General features: G+C 63.2%; 14 protein-coding genes. 8 read left to right on the forward strand and 6 right to left on the reverse strand.

Translation table 11 applies throughout. From position 1 onward, the window contains the following. Positions 1 to 32: 32 nt before the first annotated feature. Together EV663_RS02700 and prfB are read left to right on the forward strand one after the other, a co-directional pair. Positions 33 to 2,546: a penicillin-binding protein 1A gene (locus EV663_RS02700; protein WP_132950209.1), complete on the forward strand. Its 2,514-nt coding sequence runs from the start codon at positions 33 to 35 to the stop codon at positions 2,544 to 2,546. A gap of 65 nt (positions 2,547 to 2,611) precedes the next feature. Further along, positions 2,612 to 3,739, forward strand: coding sequence for a peptide chain release factor 2 (gene prfB, locus EV663_RS02705; protein WP_132950210.1), 1,128 nt, complete (start codon positions 2,612 to 2,614; stop codon positions 3,737 to 3,739). 158 nt (positions 3,740 to 3,897) lie between these two features. On the opposite strand, the gene EV663_RS02710 is transcribed toward prfB, so the two are convergent. The 3 genes from EV663_RS02710 to EV663_RS02720 form a co-directional block, all read right to left on the reverse strand. Further along, positions 3,898 to 4,437 (reverse strand): bactofilin family protein, encoded by a 540-nt coding sequence (locus EV663_RS02710; protein ID WP_132950211.1) that lies wholly within the window; start codon positions 4,435 to 4,437, stop codon positions 3,898 to 3,900. Next, complete coding sequence (locus tag EV663_RS02715) at positions 4,427 to 5,767, reverse strand: DUF5930 domain-containing protein (protein WP_132950212.1); 1,341 nt, start codon at positions 5,765 to 5,767, stop codon at positions 4,427 to 4,429. Before EV663_RS02715 ends, EV663_RS02710 begins: the two co-directional genes overlap by 11 nt. A gap of 215 nt (positions 5,768 to 5,982) precedes the next feature. Next, positions 5,983 to 6,444 carry a peroxiredoxin gene (locus EV663_RS02720; RefSeq protein ID WP_132950213.1) on the reverse strand — a complete coding sequence of 154 codons (462 nt, stop codon included), beginning with the start codon at positions 6,442 to 6,444 and terminating at the stop codon, positions 5,983 to 5,985. A 123-nt stretch (positions 6,445 to 6,567) separates the two neighbouring features. On the opposite strand from EV663_RS02720, the gene EV663_RS02725 reads away from it, so the two are divergent. The 5 genes from EV663_RS02725 to lpdA all read left to right on the forward strand — a co-directional run bounded on the left by EV663_RS02725 (position 6,568) and on the right by lpdA (position 14,385). Continuing rightward, on the forward strand, positions 6,568 to 9,858 hold the full coding sequence (locus tag EV663_RS02725) for an AsmA-like C-terminal region-containing protein (RefSeq protein ID WP_132950214.1): 3,291 nt from the start codon (positions 6,568 to 6,570) through the stop codon (positions 9,856 to 9,858). Then, positions 9,855 to 10,964, forward strand: coding sequence for a tRNA preQ1(34) S-adenosylmethionine ribosyltransferase-isomerase QueA (gene queA / locus EV663_RS02730; protein ID WP_132950215.1), 1,110 nt, complete (start codon positions 9,855 to 9,857; stop codon positions 10,962 to 10,964). The genes EV663_RS02725 and queA overlap by 4 nt, the downstream gene beginning before the upstream one ends. Before the next feature lie 36 nt (positions 10,965 to 11,000). Further along, complete coding sequence (locus EV663_RS02735) at positions 11,001 to 12,278, forward strand: MFS transporter (RefSeq protein ID WP_132950216.1); 1,278 nt, start codon at positions 11,001 to 11,003, stop codon at positions 12,276 to 12,278. Between the two features lie 73 nt (positions 12,279 to 12,351). Next, positions 12,352 to 12,930, forward strand: a complete 579-nt coding sequence (locus tag EV663_RS02740) for a DUF924 family protein (RefSeq protein WP_132950217.1) — start codon at positions 12,352 to 12,354, stop codon at positions 12,928 to 12,930. Between the two features lie 60 nt (positions 12,931 to 12,990). Then, complete coding sequence (lpdA, locus tag EV663_RS02745; protein ID WP_132950218.1) at positions 12,991 to 14,385, forward strand: dihydrolipoyl dehydrogenase; 1,395 nt, start codon at positions 12,991 to 12,993, stop codon at positions 14,383 to 14,385. A gap of 54 nt (positions 14,386 to 14,439) precedes the next feature. On the opposite strand, the gene EV663_RS02750 is transcribed toward lpdA, so the two are convergent. Together EV663_RS02750 and EV663_RS02755 are read right to left on the reverse strand one after the other, a co-directional pair. Beyond that, positions 14,440 to 14,763, reverse strand: coding sequence for a rhodanese-like domain-containing protein (locus EV663_RS02750; protein ID WP_165910113.1), 324 nt, complete (start codon positions 14,761 to 14,763; stop codon positions 14,440 to 14,442). A 140-nt stretch (positions 14,764 to 14,903) separates the two neighbouring features. Beyond that, positions 14,904 to 15,278 (reverse strand): rhodanese-like domain-containing protein, encoded by a 375-nt coding sequence (locus EV663_RS02755; RefSeq protein ID WP_132950220.1) that lies wholly within the window; start codon positions 15,276 to 15,278, stop codon positions 14,904 to 14,906. Positions 15,279 to 15,454: 176 nt separating this feature from the next. Here EV663_RS02755 and uvrA point away from each other — a divergent pair, with 176 nt between their 5' ends. Further along, a complete protein-coding gene (uvrA, locus tag EV663_RS02760) occupies positions 15,455 to 18,313 on the forward strand; it encodes an excinuclease ABC subunit UvrA (RefSeq protein WP_132950221.1) in 2,859 nt (952 codons plus the stop codon). 1 nt (position 18,314) lies between these two features. Here the strand turns inward: uvrA and EV663_RS02765 are convergent, their stop codons facing one another. After that, positions 18,315 to 19,895, reverse strand: coding sequence for a Hint domain-containing protein (locus EV663_RS02765; protein ID WP_132950222.1), 1,581 nt, complete (start codon positions 19,893 to 19,895; stop codon positions 18,315 to 18,317). Positions 19,896 to 19,994: the final 99 nt, after the last annotated feature.

The raw sequence follows: 19,994 nt of genomic DNA on the forward strand, positions 1-19,994 counted from the left end.
CAGGGCCGACCAGAAATCGGGGGGCACGGCGCGTGGTCCGGTTCATTTTTTCCTTTCTCGGGGCGGTCATCAGTTTCCTGACCCTCGGCTTTCTGGCCGGGGTGCTCATGATCGGGGCGATCTTCTGGATGTATGCCCGAGATCTACCCGACCACGAGGATCTTGCCACATACGAACCCAAGACGATCAGCCGCATCTACTCTGGCGAGGGGCGATTGATCGATGAATTCGCCGATGAACGGCGCCTTTTCGCGCCTGCCGACGAGATGCCGGATCTCGTGAAAAACGCCTTTATTTCGGCGGAGGACAAGAATTTCTACAGCCATCACGGCTATGATGCCCGCGGGATCGCGGCCGCTGTGATCGACGCGGTCAAAAGCAGGGGGCAGAACGTGCGCGGGGCCTCCACCATCACCCAGCAGGTGATGAAGAACTTCCTGCTTGGGGGCGAACGCACCGGCGAGCGCAAGGTCAAGGAACTCATCCTCGCTACACGCATCGAAGAGACGCTGTCCAAGGACGAGATCCTGGAACTTTATCTCAACGAGATCTTCCTTGGGCAGAATTCTTATGGCGTGGCTGCCGCCGCGCAGACCTATTTCAACAAGACCTTGGCCCAGTTGCGCCCCGAAGAGGCCGCCTATCTGGCCGCTCTGCCCAAGGCGCCCTCGCGCTATCACCCGGTGCGCGAATATGATCGCGCACTGGAACGACGCAATTTCGTGCTGCGCGAGATGTTCGAGAACGGATATCTCGACGAGCCGGCCTACCAGGCCGCCCGTTCTGCGCCGCTCAGGACGGTTCAGAACGGCGACTATCCACCATTCGCCGCAAGCCTTCCGCCGCGCGATTATTTCACGGATGAAATCCGCCGGCAGTTGAGCGCCGATTTCGGCGAGGGAGAGTTTTTCGGCGGTGGCCTAAGTATCCGCGCCACGATCGACCCCGAGCTTCAGGCCGCGGCCGCGCGCGAACTGCGCCTGGGGCTTGAGCAGTACGACCGCGGCCAGGGGGGGTGGCGTGGCACAGGCAAGGCGATCGACGTGGGTTTGCTGAATGACGAAACGCGATGGCGCGAGGCGCTTGGCGCAACCGATGTCGCGCGCGATATCGATCTGGGCGGGCGCTGGCATCCGGCGGTCGTGCTGGATGTCGAGGATCAGCGCCTTGTGATCGGCGTCGAGGATGTCGAGGGTCACGTCGAGGTTCCGCGCAAGGACATCGCTTGGATGCGCGGCACGTTTTTCGACAATTTCAAGCCGGGCGATGTTGTCCATGTCCGGCGCATGACCGACGACGATGGCAGTTTCCTGAGATGGAGCCTGCGGCAGGTTCCCGAAATCCAGGGCGGTTTCGTCGCGATGGATGTCAATACCGGCCGGGTTCTGGCGATGCAGGGCGGGTTTTCCTACCAGCATTCGGTTTTCAACCGCGCCACGCAGGCCACGCGCCAGCCCGGGTCGTCCTTCAAGCCTTTCGTCTATGCCGCAGCGCTGGATAGCGGCTATTCGCCCGCGACAATCGTCATAGACGCCCCGATCGAGGTCGATACGGGCGAGGGGATATGGCGCCCGCGCAATGCCTCGAACAAGTTCTATGGGCCTACCCCCTTGCGCACCGGGATCGAGCAGTCGCGCAACCTGATGACCGTGCGACTTGCCAAGGAGGTGGGAATGGAAACGGTCGCCCACTATGCCGAGCGATTTGGCGTGTATGACCGGCTTGAGCCCTATCTTGCCAACGCCCTGGGCAGTCAGGAATCCACCGTGTACCGGATGGTCGCGGCCTATGCGATGTTTGCCAATGGCGGCGAACGGGTGGAACCGACGTTGGTCGACCGGGTTCAGGATCGGTGGGGCAGGACGATCTATCGCCACGATCCGCGCCGCTGCGTCGAATGCAGCGACCCCGAACTGCCTGAAGGCCGCGCGCCGAGACTGGAATCGGATCGCGAGCGGGTGATGAACGCGATCACCGCCTACCAGTTGACCTCGATGATGCGCGGGGTCGTCGAACGCGGCACCGCGGCGGGCAAGATCGACCTTGGCGTGCCCACCGCGGGCAAGACCGGCACCACCAATGATGCCCGCGATGTCTGGTTCGTGGGCTTTACCTCGAATATCGTGGCGGGGTGCTACATGGGCTTCGACCAGCCGCGCAGCCTTGGTCGCGGAGCCTATGGCGGCACGATGTGCGCGCCGGTCTTCGACGGCTTCATGCAGGTCGCGACCGAAAAATACGGGGGCGGGCCGTTCAAGGTGCCGCCAGGGGGACGTTTCATCAAGATCGACCGTTATTCCGGCGCCCGCCTGCCTGACGATGCACAGGGCCCCAACGTGGTGGCAGAGTATTTCCGCGATGGCGAGGAGCCGATCTTTGGCGTCGGGGCCTGGATCGATGGCGGCTTTGCGATGGGGTCCGACCTGCCGTTGTTCGAACCCGGCGAGGTCGACCAGGCACGGGAGGTAACGACCTCGACGGGCCGCAAGGCCACAGTGGGACCCAAGGCCAATTTCGGCACGCTTTCGTCGGGCGGGCTTTACTAAGCTTGCCCGTCCCGCCGCCAGCGGCTATCACCCCGGTCTGAACGACAGGCAACGAGGCATCGCTTATGCGTGCAGAGGCGCAGAACACCGTTGAGGATATCCGTAAATCGCTGACCCTTCTGGCCCAGCGCTTGGACTGGACGACGGCCGAACACCGGCTGGAAGAGTTCAACGCGATGACCGAGGATCCCGATCTGTGGAACGATCCCGAGCGGGCGCAAAAGCTGATGCGCGACCGCCAGGCGCTGTTGGACGCGATTTCCACCTACAAGGGCATTTCCCAAGAGCTTGAGGATAATATCGAGCTGATCGAACTGGGCGAGATGGAGAAGGATACAGAGGTCGTGCGCGAGGCCGAGGCCGCGCTCAAGGCGCTGCGGGAAAAGGCCGCGCAAAAGGAACTGGAGGCGCTGCTCGATGGCGAGGCGGATGCCAACGACACGTTCCTCGAAATCAATTCCGGTGCCGGAGGCACGGAAAGCTGTGACTGGGCCTCGATGCTGGCGCGGATGTATGTGCGCTGGGCGGAAAAGCACGGCTACAAGGTCGAGTTGCAATCCGAGTCGCCAGGCGAAGAGGCGGGGATCAAATCCGCGACCTACAAGATCTCGGGCCACAATGCTTATGGCTGGCTGAAATCGGAGTCGGGCGTTCACCGCCTGGTACGGATCTCGCCCTATGACAGCGCGGCGCGGCGGCATACCTCGTTCTCGTCGGTCTGGGTCTACCCGGTCGTTGACGACAACATCGAGATCGAGGTGAACCCGTCCGATATCCGGGTCGATACCTATCGGTCCTCGGGGGCGGGCGGACAGCACGTCAACACCACCGACTCGGCGGTGCGGATCACCCACATCCCCACCGGAATCGTGGTGACCAGTTCGGAAAAATCCCAGCACCAGAACCGCGACATTGCCATGAAGGCACTGAAATCCCGGCTTTATCAGATGGAATTGGACAAACGGAACGCTGACATCCAGGCCCAGCACGAAGCCAAGGGAGAGGCGGGGTGGGGTAACCAGATCCGGTCCTATGTCCTGCAACCCTACCAGATGGTAAAGGATCTGCGCACCAGCGTCGAAACCTCTGATACCCAGGGCGTGCTGGACGGTGATCTCGACCAGTTCATGGCAGCCACCTTGGCGCTGAAAGTATCCGGAAAGAGCCGCGCCGAGGCGCAGGCCGACGACTGACAAGTGTCGGGTCAGCTTTTACAGAATTAGGTTTCGGGCCCTGCAGGGGCGGGTAATCCGCCTTTCCTCGGCTTTACGAGAGTCACCGGCCAGACAAGACAAAGCCGACACGGGAAGTTCCCGCGCCGGCCATGCCATGAAACCCGTTCTTCCCGATATCACCCCTTCGGGGCGGTGTCCGACGGTTTCGCGGCGGGGGCGGCCTGTTTCGGCTGTGCCTGCGGCTGCGGCACCGGTTTGCGCCCGGTGTTCAGCGGATCGTCCTGGCGCTGTACCGAGCCTTCGAAATGGGCTCCGCTTTCGATGGCGATGGTCTTGTGGATGATGTCGCCCTCGACCCGCGCGGTCGAGGTCAGGCGTACCTTTAGACCCCGAACCCGGCCGATAACACGGCCGTTGATGACAACATCATCGGCCACGCATTCGCCGCGCACGGTGGCATTCTCGCCCACCGTCAAAAGATGCGCGTTGATATCGCCGTCGATCGTGCCCTCGACCTGGATATCGCCGGTCGTCTTGAGATTGCCGGTCACGACGAGGTCCGAGGACAGCATCGAGGCGGGCGGTTTTGCCTTGGGCGTGCTTGCCGCGGGAATATCGCCGGCCGGGCGAGGCGCGGAAGACGATTCCGGCAGTTTCGGTTTGTCCGACGCGCCGGCCTTGGGGCCGGGCTCGTTGATCCTGCTTTTAGAAAACATTTCTGGCTGCCTTGATATAGGTCATCGGGTTCACGGGTTTACCGTCGACGCGCACCTCGTAATGCAGATGGGTGCCAGTCGAGCGTCCGGAATTTCCCATATCACCGATGCGATCCCCGCGCGAGACCCTTTGCCCGACCTTGACCCGGATCGAGGACAGGTGTGCATACCGGGTTTCAAGTCCGAATTCATGGCGGATACGGATCATCCGGCCATAGCCCGAAACCCAGCCGGCCTTTTCCACTATCCCATCGGCGGTGGCGTAGATCGGCGTGCCGTGGCCCGATGCGAAATCGACGCCCTCGTGCATCCTGTATGTTCCGCTGGTGGGATGGCGCCGCATCCCGAACGGGCTTGTGAACCTGTAGGCTGAGCGCAGCGGTTGTGCAAAGGGAAGCTTTTCGGCGGCGATGCGGTAAAGATTGATATCGTCAAGCCGCGACAGGACGGCCTGGGCGCGCAACTCTTCGGCGCTGGCCTCGGCGTTACCCTTCGACGACACCGCCACCGCGGTCAGCGGCCCGCCGGTGCCCGAATAGCCCCGGCGCACCTTGTCGATCAGGTCATCGGTAGACAGGCCTGCCGAACGGAACATCTTGTCGAGCGGCGCAATCGAAACGGACAGCGCCTCTTCGAGCGAGGAAAAGATGCGGTCGTTGCGTTCGCGCAGCAACTCATGCTCATAGGCGAGGGCCTCGGCAAGTTCGTAGGCGGCAGAGGCATCGGCGGCCATGGTTTCGCGCTCTGTCACGGCCAGGTTCAGAGCGTCCGACAGAAAGGCGAGAGTGGCCTCCATATCCGCGCGATGAAGCCCATCGGTCGTTTCCGGCGTTGCGCCGTCAAGCCGCGCCTCAAGCTCGGCGGCGGTCTCGCGCAGTCTGTCGCGTTCCGACAGGGTCTTTCGCAGGGTTGACTGGATCACCCCGATGCCGGTCTCTAGCTCGCGCCGGCGTTCTTCCGAGGCCAGCAGTTCGGACTGCATCTTTGAAACTTCGGCCATCGCCACGTTAAAGCGATCCTGCGCGGCACGAACCTCAAGGGCATAAGCGTCACGCTCTGCGGTGACATCATCCAGCCATGTCTGGTAAAGCGCCTGTTCGCGCTTGGCCAGTTCACGCAGGCTGGATGCGCCGACCCCGTCCATCAGGATCAGCGCCGTCGCGATCATCGCCCAGGCCACCATCGCGGCGCTGCCGGCAAATCCCACCATTTGCGCCAGTGGAGAGATGCGAACAAAACGTGTTGCCTGTTCCGATCTCAGAAACAGCCGTTGTTCAGGAAGATAGCGCTCCAGCGCCACGTTGATGCGGTGAACAAATCGCCCCGTCAAAGCCCCAGCCTCATCTGCCCGTTTTTTCCAGATCAGACATGCCCTACAAGGCCGCCTTGATAGCGTTTGCCTAGCCAGCATGCCGTCCGCTTGCAAGTTTTTATACTTGTTTAACCGGAAACCGCTGATCTGAACAGACAAATCGGCAAGATACCGCCGATCGGTCGGGGCATGGGGCAGTCAAGGGCGCTGGTCCGCGCCCCGCGCGGCAGCGCCTAAAGCGCGCGCACAGCCTCAAGCACCTCCTCGGCATGGCCGGGCACCTTGACCTTGCGCCAGATCCGCGCGACCCGACCTTCGCGATCGATCAGGAAGGTGCTGCGCTCGATGCCCATGTAATTTTTGCCATACATGGATTTCGCGACCCAGGTGCCGAAACGTTCGCAGACATCGCTCGCCTCGTCGGACAAGAGGGGCACCGACAATGCGTGCTTGCAGCGGAACTTGTCGTGTTTTGCCAAGCTATCCTTGGAGATGCCGAACACTCGCGCCCCGGCGGCCTCGAATTCGGGCAACATGCCAGAGAAGGCGATGGCTTCCTTCGTGCAGCCGGGCGTGTCATCCTTGGGATAGAAATAGAGAACCACGGGCGCGGGGCGCAGGGCTGAAAGCGTGACCTCAGCACCACCATCCTGGGGCAGGGTAAAATCGGGGGCGGTCTGGCCGATGTCGATCATGGCGGTCTTGTTCCTGGGGTTTGAGTGGGTCTGAAAAGAAAATGACGCGATGCGCCAGACAATAGGTGCGATGCGCAAGCAGGCAAGCAGGCGCCGGCCGTGCCGGACCCGGAACCATTTGGAATGACCGAGCAAGACAGACAGAGATACCCGAACCCGGACCAGTTGCATCGCCGTTTCGGCCTGTGGCTTTTGCTGAGTCTCGCCATGCTGGCGGGGTTGGCGGGGCTGGGTGGGCTTGCGTTGACAGGGCGTATGGTGGCGATGCCTGACTGGGTCACCGCCAGGATCGAGGCAAGGCTGAACGCCGAACTGGCCCCAGCCGCGCTGGGGCTTGAGGGTGTGGAGGTGATGGTCTCGCGCGCGACCGGAGTGCGGGTAAAATTCACCGGTGTCACGGTGATCGACGCGGCAGGGCGTTACATCGCCCGGTTGCCCGAACTCGATGCCGATATTTCGCCGCGCGCGCTGGCCGAGGGGCGTCTTGGCCTGCGCCGCGTGGCGCTGGGCGGGGCAGAGGTAACGCTGCGGCGGGCGCCCGACGGCCGGTTCGATCTTGCGCTGGGTGCCGCCACGACGCCGATCAGCGCGGCACGCAGTCTTGCGGAACTTCTGGATGAACTTGACCGCGCGCTTGGCAGGCCGGGTCTTGCCGATATCGAGGCATTGAGCATCGAGTCGCTGGCGCTGAGCTTCGAGGATGCCCGCGCGGGGCGCATGTGGCGGCTGGAAGGGGGGCTGTTGACGGTCGAACAGGATGCCCGCGAGGTCGCATTGCGCGCCTTTTTCTCGCTGCGCGGGGCGGACGACATCCAGTCTGAACTGGCCTTCAGCTTCGTATCGGGCAAGGGTAGCCCGGCGGCCCGCTTTTCGGCCAACTTTTCGGATGTTCCGGCGGCGGATGTGGCCAGCCAGTCTCCGGCGCTGGCCGCGCTGGCGCTGCTTGATGCGCCGATTTCGGGGGCCGTGCGCAGCGAGATGTCGCCCAGCGGGCTTTTGGGGCCGCTCAACGCGACGCTGGAAATCGGCGCTGGCCTTTTGCGCCCGGCGGGCGGCGCGCCGCCGATCCGGTTTTCGGCCGGCAAGTCCTATTTTACCTACGATCCTGACAATCGCCGGCTGAACCTCGACCAGATCGCGCTGGATACCGCCGTGCTGCGCCTGACTGCCGAGGGCCATGCCTATCTCGAAGGCATGGCAAGCGGGTGGCCCGATCGGCTGGTCGGTCAACTGGCGTTTCGTTCGGTGGCGCTGGACCCGGCGGGTATGTTCGAGCGCCCCGTTGTCTTTGACGGCGGGGCGATGGACATCAGGATCGATCTCGATCCGCTGATCGCGACAGTTGGGCAGGCGGTGCTGCTGGAGGGCGGGCGCGCCTATCGGATCAACGGCACCGTGCGCGCGCGGCCCGAGGGTTGGCAGGTGGCGATGGATGCCCGGATCGACGAGCTCGACGAGACGCGACTTTTGTCGCTCTGGCCGGTCGATCTTGTGCCCGAAACCCGCGAGTGGTTCGCGCGGAACGTGCTCTCGGCCAAGCTTGGGGATATTCGCGTCGCAGTGCGGCACAGGCCGGGAAAACGCGCCGAGCTGACGCTTGCGCATGAGTTCCGCGAGACCGAGCTGCGCTATCTTGCCACCATGCCGCCGATCAGCGGGGGGGCTGGCTATGCCATGCTGCACGGCGCGGCTTATACGCTGGTCGTTGAAAAGGGCACAGTACGTGCGCCCGATGGCGGAATGCTGGATTTGGCCGGCTCGGTCATGCAGGTGCCCGATGTAACCAGCGGCAAGACCCCGCCTGCCGAGTTCACACTCAAGGCCACCAGCACCATCCCCTCGGTCCTGTCGTTGCTGGATCTGCCGCCACTTCGTATCGCCTCGGGCGCCGGGATCGGCCCGGATATGGTCACGGGCCGGGCCGAGGTGCGGGCGGTCTTGCGTATGCCGCTTAAGAACGGGCTGATCCCCGATGACGTGGACTATGACGTCAGTGCGATCCTGAGCGATCTCGGCTCGGACAGCCTGATTCCAGGCCTGCCCCTTTTTGCCGACCGGCTGGACCTTGGCGCGCGACCCGACGCGATCTCGATCCGGGGCGATGCGCGGTTGGCGGGCATCCCGCTGAGCGGCAGATGGCAGATGGTGCGCGATGATCGTGGCGAGATGCAGGCCGGCGTGACGGGTCGTCTCGCGCTGTCGTGGGATACCGCCGCGGCGCTCGGGCTTGAGATGCCTGCGGGCAGCCTCTCGGGAGAGGCAGAGGGCCGGTTCCGCGTCGAGCTGCCGCGCACCGGCAAATCCCGGTTCACGCTCGAGTCCGATCTCAAGGGGCTGTCGGTTGCCCTGCCGGGTTTTGGCGTGAGCAAGGCTGCCTCGACCGCAGGCACTTTGTCGCTGCGCGGTGATCTTGGCGGGACGGGCGCGATCGACCTGCTGACGCTGTCCTTGCCGGGCCTGCATGCCGAAGGGGGGGGGCGGCTTTCGGTCGATGGTGGCCTTGCCGAGGCCCGTTTCGAGCGGGTGATGCTGGGCGATTGGCTGGATGCGACAGTGGTTCTGACCGGGCAGGGCGCCGGTCGTGGGCCGCGCGTGGCGATTGCCGGCGGGATGGTTGATCTGCGCGGGCGTGAGTTGAGCGGGGTGGGTGCGCTACCCGCGGGCGGCGATGGACAAAGTATCGACCTGGCGCTGGATCGGCTGCGGATCAGCGATGCGATGGAGATCACGCAGGTAAAGGGGCGGCTGTCTACGCTTGGTGGGCTCAGCGGGCAACTTGCCGGGCGGATGGGCGGGACGACGCCGGTCACGCTGACTCTTGTTCCTGCCGCGGGAGGCGGTACCGCCTTGCGCCTGCGTTCTGCGCGTGGTGGCGAGGCTCTGCGCGATGCGGGTGTCTTTGCCCGCGCGCGTGGCGGTGACCTCGATATTGTCCTGCATCCCACCGGCTTGCCCGGCGGGTATGACGGCCAGCTTCGGCTGACGGGTGCGAACCTCAAGGGGATGCCGGTGCTGACGGAACTGTTGAGCGCGGTGTCGGTCGTCGGAATCCTGGAACTGATGGAGGGCGAGGGCCTGGTCTTTTCAGAGATCGAGGCGCGCTTCGGGTTGACGCCGGATCATGTCGAGATCAGGAACGCCTCTGCGATCGGGCCGTCACTGGGCGTCTCGCTTGACGGGGTCTACGGCTTTGGGAGCAACCGGCTGGACATGCGTGGTGTGATTTCTCCGATCTACCTGCTGAACTCGGTGGGCTCGGTCCTGACCCGCAAGGGCGAGGGGTTGTTCGGCTTTTCCTTTCGCGTGACCGGAAATGCCGACAGCCCGCAAGTTCGTGTCAACCCTTTATCGATCCTGACGCCGGGGATGTTTCGCGAAATATTTCGCGGCGCGGCGCCGAAGGTGCAGCAATGAAACTGTCCGATTTCGATTTCGATCTTCCCGAGGTGCTGATTGCGACCCGTCCCGCGCGCCCGCGCTCTGCCGCGCGGTTGCTGGTGGCCGAGGGCGATGCGATGCGCGACCTGCACGTATACGACCTGGTGAAGGTCTTGCGCCCCGGAGATCGATTGGTGCTGAACGATACCCGCGTCATTCCCGCGCGTCTGAGCGGTGCGCGGACCCGCGAGTCCGGCCAAGGGCCGGTGACGGCGCGGATCGAGGTGACGCTGATGGAGCCCGCGCCCGTGGGACGCTGGCGGGCGATGGCCCGCCCCCTGCGCAAGCTCAGGCCGGGAGAGCGGATCGTCTTTTCCGAGGCGCTGTCGGCCGAGGTCGTTGAGCGCGGCCCCGAGGATGTCACGCTGGCCTTCAACCTTGAGGGTGAGGCATTCGAGGCCGCCCTTGCCGAGGCCGGAGCGATGCCGTTGCCGCCCTATATCGCGGCCCGGCGCGCGGCGGATGCGCAGGATCGGGACGATTACCAGACCGTCTGGGCCACGCGCCCCGGCGCGGTGGCCGCGCCGACCGCGTCGTTGCATTTCGACCCGCCGCTGTTGCAGGCGCTGGCCGGGCGGGGTGTTCTGTTCACCCATGTCACGCTGCATGTCGGGGCGGGGACATTCCTGCCGGTTAAGGTCGATGACGTTGAAGATCACAAGATGCACGCCGAATGGGGCGAGGTCACCGAGACGGCTGCGGCCGAGATCAATTCGACCCGTGCCGCCGGGGGGCGGATCATCCCCGTTGGTACCACCGCGCTGCGCCTGATCGAAAGCGCGGCCGCCCCGGACGGCACCGTGCACCCTTGGCAGGGCGAGACCGATATCTTTATCCGCCCCGGCTATCGCTTTCGCGTGGCTGACGGGTTGATGACCAATTTCCACCTGCCCAAATCCACGCTGATGATGCTGGTTTCCGCGCTGATGGGAACTGATCGTATCCGCCGCCTTTACGCCCATGCCATAAAGACGGGGTATCGGTTCTTCTCCTATGGTGACGCCTCGTTGCTGGTCCCCGAGGATGAAACACGACACGGGCAGGTCGCAGAGAGACAACACCGCGGCGGTGCCCCCGCCTAGTCAGGCAGCCGGGAGACAGGAAAGGACGGGCACGACGTGGTTCAGGTACTGGCAAGTTCTTGGGCATTGCTGCTGGGCATGCTGTTGCTGATGGTCGGCAATGGTATCCAGGGTACGCTTCTGGGTATTCGCGGCGGGATCGAGGGATTTTCGACCTTCGAGATGTCGCTGGTGATGTCGGCCTATTTCGTGGGCTTCCTCGGGGGCTCGCGCCTGGCGCCCGGACTCATCCGGCGGGTGGGGCATATCCGGGTCTTTGCCGCGCTTGCCTCGCTCATCTCGGCGGTGCTGATCCTGTACCCGGCGCTGGCCCATCCGATTTCCTGGACCATCGGCCGGGTGCTGATCGGGTTCTGTTTCTCGGCGGTTTACGTGACCGCTGAAAGTTGGCTGAACAACTCTGTCACCAACGAAACGCGCGGCCAGGCGCTGTCGCTTTACATGATCGTTCAGATGGCCGGCATCGTCAGCGCTCAGGGCCTTCTGTTGGTGGCCGATCCGGGGGGGTTCATCCTTTTCATCATCCCCTCGGTGCTGGTGTCGATCTCTTTCGCGCCGATCCTTCTGTCGGTCAGCCCGACGCCGGCCTTCGAAACGACCAAGCCGATGTCCCTGCGGGAACTGGTTCGTATCTCGCCCACGGGGGCGGTCGGCATGTTCCTGATGGGCGGTGTCTACTCGGCGCTGTTCGGGATGGCCTCGGTCTTTGGGACCGAGGCGGGGATGTCGGTCGCCGAGATTTCGGGGTTTATCGCGGCGATCTATATCGGCGGGCTGTTGTTCCAGTTTCCCATCGGCTGGTTGTCTGACAGGATGGACCGCCGGACCCTGATCGTGGCCGCTGCCGCGACGGGGGGCGCAGCCTCTGCCGCGGCCATGGCCGTAGGGGGCAGTTTCGCCGCGCTGGCGGTGGCGGGGATGCTGGTGGGCGGGATGTCGAACCCGCTTTATGCGTTGTTGATCGCCTACACCAACGACTATCTCGATCGCGAGGATATGGCCGCGGCCTCGGGCGGGATGCTGTTCATCAACGGGGTGGGGGCGATCATCGGCCCGATCCTGACCGGCTGGATGATGGGGGTGATCGGGCCGCAGGGCTTTTTCCTGTTCGTCTCGATCCTGATGCTGTCGCTTGCCGCCTACGCCGCCTACCGGATGACCCAGCGCGCCGCCGTCCCGGTTGACGAGACCGCGCCTTATGCGCCGGTCCTGCCCACCGCCAGCCCGGTCGCTGTCGAGGTAGCCCAGGAGGTCGCCATAGAGAATGCAGAAGAGGCCGCAGATGACGCTTCGCCGTCCCCTCCCAACCCGTGAAGCGCTTGCGCCCACATTCTTAATCTGAAACGATCCTGACGACGGCGAACAGGGTTTGGGCAGGAGGAGAAACATGTCGCGCCAAGAAGAGATCATCCGCTTCTGGCTGGAGGACGTGGGGGCAAAGGGCTGGTACGCGGCCGATCCGCAGATCGATGCCGAGATCGTCACCCGTTTCAAGCCCGACTGGGAAGCCGCCCATGCGGGCGATCTGCATGACTGGCCGACCAATCCGCAAGGGACGCTTGCCTTTCTGATCCTGACCGACCAGTTTCCGCGCAACATGTTCCGCGGGGACTGGCGGGCCTTTGCCACCGATGCGCTGGCAAGGGCGGCGGCGAAACAGGCAATCGACCAAGGGTTCGACACCCGCTATCCCGAGCCCGAGCGGCAATTCTTCTACATGCCACTCATGCATTCGGAATGCCTGATGGACCAGGACCGTTGCGTGCGCCTGATGCTGACGCGGATGTCCCAGACGGGGACGGAAAACCTGCTTCATGCCAAGGCGCACCGGGAACTCATCCGACGCTTCGGACGTTTTCCGTTCCGTAACGACGCGCTGCATCGCGGTTCATCCGACGAGGAACGGGCATTCCTCGATGCGGGGGGCTATGGCGCCTGCGTGGCAGAGATGCGCGCCACGATCTGAACCCTTTCCACCGCGCCCGCGTGCGGTGCGACCGTTTTCAACGTGACAGGAGCCCGCGCCATGGCCACGAAGAGTTTCGACATGATCGTGATCGGGGCTGGCCCCGGGGGATATGTCGCCGCGATCCGCGGCGCACAGCTTGGCCTGAACGTCGCGCTTGTCGAACGTGAAAACCTGGGCGGCATCTGCCTGAACTGGGGGTGTATCCCCACCAAGGCGCTGTTGCGTTCCGCCGAGGTTTTTCACCTGATGCATCGCGCCGCAGAGTTCGGGTTATCCGCCGAAAGGATCGGCTATGACCTCGACGCGGTGGTGAAGCGCTCGCGAAAGGTGGCACGGCAGCTCAGCTCCGGGGTGGCCCATCTTCTGAAAAAGAACAAGGTCAGTGTGATCATGGGCGAGGCGGCGCTGTCGGCCCGTGGCTGCGTTAAGGTGACAACCGAACAAGGGGTGCAAGACCTGACCGCGCCGGCTATCGTGCTGGCCACGGGGGCACGCGCCCGTCGCTTGCCGGGCCTGGAACCTGATGGCAAGAGGGTCTGGGGGTATCGCCACGCGCTGCAACCGCCCCATGAGCCAAGGAAATTGCTTGTTATCGGATCGGGCGCGATCGGGATAGAATTCGCAACTTTCTTCAACACGCTGGGCGCCAAAACCACCGTGGTCGAGGTGATGGAGCGTATCCTGCCGGTCGAGGATGCCGAGATCGCGGCGCTTGCGAAGAAGCAGTTCGAGAAACAGGGGATGACAATTCACGAGGGCACGACGGTCAAGCATCTGGATCGCCGTGACGACGGCGTGACCGCCCATCTGGACCACGGCGGCAACGTTGAAAGGATCGAGGTCGATACAGTGATCTCGGCGGTCGGCATCGTGGGTAATGTCGAGGATCTCGGGCTTGAGGCGCTGGGCGTCAGGATAGAGCGCACCCATGTCGTGACTGACGAATTCTGTCGCACCGGGGTCGAGGGGCTTTATGCCATTGGCGACGTGGCCGGGGCGCCGTGGCTGGCACACAAGGCCAGCCACGAGGGCGTGATGGTGGCAGAACTGATCGCGGGGGGCCATCCTCATCCCGTCAGGCCCGAGGCAATCGCCGGCTGCACCTATTGCACCCCGCAGATCGCCAGCGTCGGGTTGACCGAGGCGCAGGCGAAAGAGCAGGGGTTCGACGTCAAGGTCGGCCGCTTTCCGTTTGTCGGCAATGGCAAGGCGATCGCGCTGGGCGAACCCGAGGGTCTGGTAAAGACGGTATTCGATGCGACGACCGGCGCGCTTTTGGGGGCGCACATGATCGGCGCAGAGGTGACCGAGCTGATCCAGGGCTACGTGGTCGGCCGCAAGCTGGAAACCACCGAGGCCGAGTTGATGGAAACGGTTTTCCCCCATCCCACCCTCAGCGAGATGATGCATGAAAGCGTGCTGGATGCCTGGGACAGGGCGATCCATTTCTAGCCGGGCCGCCAGTGCCTACCCAGCCCGTGCGCACCCAAAAAGATTCGGAGGACGTTACCTTTCTACAGGTAATCCGGCCCCCTGCCATTCGCGGAAGGCGCCAAGGTTGTAGACCTTGTCATATCCCAGCTTTTTCATCGTCCGCGCGGCCATTCTGGATCGCGCACCGTTTTCACAATACAAAACATAGCTTTTAGCACGATCAAAGACCGGGTCATGGTCGGGGCTTTTCTCATCCGCCCTCTGGCGGATCGAGGCAAGGGGCACCTTCAGCGCGCCCTCGCACTTGCCTGATCGGGCGATCTCGCGCGGTTCGCGCACATCGACCAGCACGATCCTGCCTTTCCGGGCCAAGCGCCATGCATCGACAGGGGACATTTCGTCGACTGGAGGAAATATCTTTTTGAAAAAGGACCCGGGATTGAACAAGCTCCATCCTCCGGTTTCGAGGTTTCGGCAGGTTTGGCCGTCGCACGCTGTGGGGTGGGGCGGCCGTACCCGCCTGGCCGCGCCTGTTTCTAACGCTCCAACGGCAGCTTGGCGTTCAGCCATTCGCGGAAGGCGCCCATGTTGTAGACGTCCTTGTAGCCCATCTTGAGCAACATGCGCGCCGCGGCCAACGCGTCATTCCCGGTCTCGCAATAGACGGCATAGGTCTTTTCGGGATCGAAGGCGGGATCGTAATGCGGACCGCCCCGGTTGGCTGCATGCCGGACCATGTGCATGGGGATATGGATCGCCCCCTTGCATTTGCCAAAGCGTCGTATTTCGTGTTCGGCACGCACGTCGATCAGCACGATTTCTCCCTTTTCGGCGAATTCCGCGGCCTCGCGGGCACGGATTTCCTCGACATAGGGGTATACCTTGCCCATGAGTTCGACCCATTTGAACATGGCGCGTCCTCCTGTTGCTCGCCCTTGGGCGCGACTATAAGTGCCCGTGGCCGATTGTTAAGCCGCAATCGCAAGACAGGGCGCCGCAGGGCGGGTGTTCGCATCCTGTTCCGTTTTTCCGGTTGGGAATCGGGCGCGTATCCCCTATCTGTTCAACGGATATTCCGGGGACAGTCATGGCCGATTTGAAACGGATCGAGGTGCGCGGCGCGCGCGAACACAATCTCAAGGGCATCGATGTGGATATCCCGCGCGATGCGCTGGTGGTGATTACCGGGCTGTCGGGCTCGGGCAAGTCCAGCCTTGCCTTTGACACGATCTATGCCGAGGGACAGCGCCGCTATGTCGAGAGTCTGTCGGCCTATGCGCGACAGTTCCTCGACATGATGCAAAAGCCGGACGTCGACCATATCTCGGGCCTCAGCCCCGCGATCTCGATCGAGCAGAAGACGACCAGCAAGAATCCGCGTTCGACCGTGGGGACGGTCACGGAAATCTATGACTACCTGCGCCTTTTGTTCGCCCGCGCGGGCACGCCCTACAGCCCTGCCACGGGCCTGCCCATCGAGGCGCAACAGGTGCAGGACATGGTCGACCGCGTCATGGCGATGGAAGAGGGCACCCGCGCCTATCTGCTGGCCCCGATCATCCGCGACCGCAAGGGCGAGTATCGCAAGGAATTCATTGAGTTGCGCAAGCAGGGGTTCCAGAGGGTCAAGGTGGATGGACAGTTCCACGATCTGGACGAACCGCCCAGCCTGGACAAGAAGTTCCGCCACGACATCGACGTGGTGGTGGACCGGATCGTGGTGAAAGAAGGGATTGAAACCCGTTTGGCAGATTCTTTCCGCACAGCGCTGGATCTTGCCGACGGCATCGCGATCATGGAAACCGCCCCGCGCGAGGGCGACCCCGAGCGCCATACGTTCAGCGAGAATTTCGCCTGTCCCGTCAGTGGATTTACCATCCCCGAAATCGAGCCGCGGCTGTTTTCGTTCAACGCCCCTTTCGGCGCCTGTCCCGATTGCGATGGGCTGGGGGTCGAGCTTTTCTTCGATGAACGTCTGGTTGTGCCCGACGCGGCGCTGACCGTCTATGACGGGGCCATCGCGCCCTGGCGCAAGGGCAAGTCGCCCTATTTCCGCCAAACGATCGAGGCCATCGCGAAGCATTACGAGTTCGACAAGGATACCGCGTGGAAAGATCTTCCCTCCCATGTCAAACAGGTGTTCCTCTATGGCTCGGGGGACGATGAAATCCCGTTCCGCTATGACGAGGGCGGGCGCGTCTACACCGTGACCCGCCCCTTCGAGGGGGTGATCCCCAACATGGAACGCCGCTATCGCGAGACCGATAGCAACTGGGTGCGTGAGGAGTTCGAACGCTATCAGAACAACCGCCCCTGCCATAGCTGCGGCGGTTACCGCCTGCGACCAGAAGCCTTGGCGGTAAAGATCGCCGGGCTGCATGTCGGCGAGGTGGTGCAGATGTCGATCCGCGAGGCCCATGACTGGTGCCGGCAGGTGCCCGACAGCCTGTCGAAACAGAAGAACGAAATCGCCCGCGCGATCCTGAAGGAAATTCGCGAACGCCTCGGCTTTCTGGTCAATGTGGGGCTGGATTACCTGACGCTGTCGCGCAATGCGGGTACGTTGTCGGGCGGCGAAAGCCAGCGCATCCGGCTGGCCAGCCAGATCGGTAGCGGGCTGACCGGGGTGCTGTACGTTCTGGACGAACCCTCGATCGGGTTGCACCAGCGAGATAACGGGCGGCTGTTGCAGACGCTTAAGAACCTGCGCGACCAGGGCAATAGTGTGCTGGTGGTCGAACATGACGAGGAAGCGATCCGCGAGGCCGATTACGTCCTGGACATCGGCCCAGGGGCCGGCGTGCATGGCGGACAGATCGTGGCCCAGGGCACGCCCGCCGAAATCGCGGCTGATGCAGCCTCTTTGACCGGGCAATACCTGTCGGGCAGCCGGGAAATCCCCGTGCCCGCCGAACGCCGCCCCGGCAATGGCAAGACATTGACCGTGGTCAAGGCCACCGGCAACAACCTCAAGGACGTCACCGTCGATTTCCCGCTGGGCAAGTTCGTCTGCGTCACCGGCGTGTCGGGCGGCGGCAAGTCGACCCTGACCATCGAGACCCTGTTCAAGACCGCCAGCATGCGCCTGAACGGGGCGCGCCAGACGCCCGCGCCCTGCGAAACGATCAAGGGCCTTCAGCTCCTTGACAAGGTCATCGACATCGACCAGCGGCCTATCGGCCGCACGCCCCGGTCAAACCCTGCCACCTATACCGGCGCCTTCACGCCAATCCGCGACTGGTTCGCCGGCCTGCCCGAGGCCAAGGCGCGCGGCTATAAACCAGGGCGCTTCAGCTTCAACGTCAAAGGCGGGCGCTGCGAGGCGTGCCAGGGGGATGGTGTCATCAAGATCGAGATGCATTTCCTGCCCGATGTCTATGTCACGTGCGAAACCTGTCATGGGGCCCGCTATAACCGCGAAACCCTTGAGATTCAGTTCAAGGGAAAGTCCATCGCCGACGTTCTGGACATGACGGTCGAGGACGCGCAGGAGTTCTTCAAGGCGGTGCCGTCGATCCGCGAAAAGATGGATGCGCTGGCGCGTGTGGGCCTTGGTTATATCAAGGTGGGCCAGCAGGCCACAACGCTATCGGGCGGCGAGGCGCAGCGGGTCAAGCTGTCAAAGGAACTCAGCAAACGCGCGACGGGCCGCACGCTTTACATCCTCGATGAACCGACAACTGGGCTGCATTTCGAGGATGTGAAGAAACTGCTGGAGGTGCTGCATGAACTGGTCGATCAGGGCAACAGCGTGGTGGTGATCGAGCACAATCTCGACGTCATCAAGACCGCGGACTGGATCATAGATATCGGACCCGAGGGGGGGGATGGCGGCGGACAGATCGTGGCAGAGGGCCCCCCCGAAGAGGTGGCCGCCGTCGAGCGTAGCCATACCGGGCGCTACCTGAAAGAGATGTTGAAACCCCGGCGCCACGCTGCGGAATAGATCAGGCCGCGCGCGCCAGAACACGAGCCTCGAATCCGCGCAGGGTCGGGCGGGCCGGGGGGCCGTAGCCTGCCCATGTCTCGGGGTCGAGTTGCGGGAAAAGCGCGAGGATCTCGGCCTGCACCGCGGCGTCGAACCCGGCCATGGTCATCGGGCCGGGCAGATAACTTTCGCTCCAGACGCCATGGGCGCGCACGATCTGGTGGCAGTCGAACAGCATATGGTAATAAGTAACGTTGCCGGGGTAGGCCACGACGTGGATGCCGCTGAACTCTGCCAGATCCCGGGCGCGGGCCAGGACCTCGGGGTCGCCGAATAACAGTTCTGCCTGCGCATGTTCGATCAGGATGCAATGCTGTTGCGATACCCACAGATCCCGGGTCGCGCCTAGCCGTCCGCGCGCGATGCGCACCGGGGCGTGTCGGCCCTCTGCCGGAACGGTTGATCCGCCGATCCAGCGGATCGGTTGCGCCCCGTGATCGCGGGTCAGCACCAGGTCGCCGGCGCGCAGGTTCTCGACCCGTCTCGGGCCATCGGGCGTGTCGATCAGGGTGCCGCCGACGAAACAGGGCATCTGGTTGATCTTGACGATGCCGCGATCAGCGTTGCCGGTGTCATCGCTGATCGAGTAGTTGAAATAGACCGTCTCGATGTCGCCATCGCCCTGGATGGTAAAGGTGCCATCCGCGTTCAGCGTCACGCTCTGGCCTGTGCCCAGCGTGAGGCTGTCGCCCGCAGTGACCGCAACCCCGTTGATATGGGTCACCGTCAGCGTGCCCTGACCGATATCGTTGTCCAGCACGTCGATTACGCGTGCCTCGTCTGGGCCCAGCCTGACCTCGTCATCCAGCGCGATGATCTTGGTCTGGGCGCTGTTGCCCGCGATCAGAACCGAGGTGTCATACTGGTCGTCCAGCACGTCGGCCACGCCGATGATCAGGGTGTTGACCTCTCCGGCATTGACCGGTGCATTGAATGACAGGGTGACGGTAAACCCGTCCATCTCGGTGTTGAACTGGTCGCCGGTATTGTCGATGTAGAGGTTGGCGGTGTCATCGCCGTTGATGTTGTTCACCGAGGCGGTGCCGTTGCCGATGGTGATCGTTGCTTGCACCCCGTTTACCCAGGCGCCGACAACATCGTTATACTGGCTGTTGACCCATTCGGGATATTCCTCCGAGGCGATTACGAAATCGAGGGTCAGCATCTCCCCGTCGGGGATGAAATCGATTTCGAGAAAGGCCGCGTCATAGGTCGCTGTGCCCGCCAGCGAGTTGAAAAGCGGGTTTCCGTTCGGACCCGATGTATTGGTCGAGGTGGTCGTGGACTGGTTGGTGTTGGATGAACTCCACCAGTTGCCGCGATTGGTGAAGTCGTCGACGCGGCCGGTGCTGAGGATGACACCGGAATCCCCGGGCGCCACGCCCGGGCTGATCGTGTCTGCATCCGTATAGATGCCCGATGATCGGGCGTCGCCGGTATAGCTTGCCGAAACGACCGTGACCCCATCACCGAAGATTTCATTCGCCATTTCCTCGGCAGTTGCCTGCCGATCAATGGGCAATTCCCTCGCGATTGCCATGACTTGCTCTGCCTCGTGCCATCCCGTTTGGTCGGGGTCGGCAACTTATTGTTTCAGGCAGAAATGGAGTCTGAATGTGGCAATTTTGGGGCGCGTTGT

This window comes from Rhodovulum bhavnagarense, from assembly GCF_004343505.1.
Taxonomy (GTDB): domain Bacteria; phylum Pseudomonadota; class Alphaproteobacteria; order Rhodobacterales; family Rhodobacteraceae; genus Rhodovulum; species Rhodovulum bhavnagarense.

Coding starts and splice junctions, on each gene's coding strand:
- EV663_RS02710 (WP_132950211.1), bottom strand. CDS start 4,437: ATGTTTTCTAAAAGCAGGATCAACGAGCCCGGCCCCAAGGCCGGCGCG.
- lpdA (WP_132950218.1), top strand. CDS start 12,991: ATGGCCACGAAGAGTTTCGACATGATCGTGATCGGGGCTGGCCCCGGG.
- uvrA (WP_132950221.1), top strand. CDS start 15,455: ATGGCCGATTTGAAACGGATCGAGGTGCGCGGCGCGCGCGAACACAAT.
- queA (WP_132950215.1), top strand. CDS start 9,855: ATGAAACTGTCCGATTTCGATTTCGATCTTCCCGAGGTGCTGATTGCG.
- EV663_RS02765 (WP_132950222.1), bottom strand. CDS start 19,895: ATGGCAATCGCGAGGGAATTGCCCATTGATCGGCAGGCAACTGCCGAG.
- EV663_RS02755 (WP_132950220.1), bottom strand. CDS start 15,278: ATGTTCAAATGGGTCGAACTCATGGGCAAGGTATACCCCTATGTCGAG.
- EV663_RS02725 (WP_132950214.1), top strand. CDS start 6,568: ATGACCGAGCAAGACAGACAGAGATACCCGAACCCGGACCAGTTGCAT.
- EV663_RS02740 (WP_132950217.1), top strand. CDS start 12,352: ATGTCGCGCCAAGAAGAGATCATCCGCTTCTGGCTGGAGGACGTGGGG.
- EV663_RS02750 (WP_165910113.1), bottom strand. CDS start 14,763: ATGTCCCCTGTCGATGCATGGCGCTTGGCCCGGAAAGGCAGGATCGTG.
- prfB (WP_132950210.1), top strand. CDS start 2,612: ATGCGTGCAGAGGCGCAGAACACCGTTGAGGATATCCGTAAATCGCTG.
- EV663_RS02720 (WP_132950213.1), bottom strand. CDS start 6,444: ATGATCGACATCGGCCAGACCGCCCCCGATTTTACCCTGCCCCAGGAT.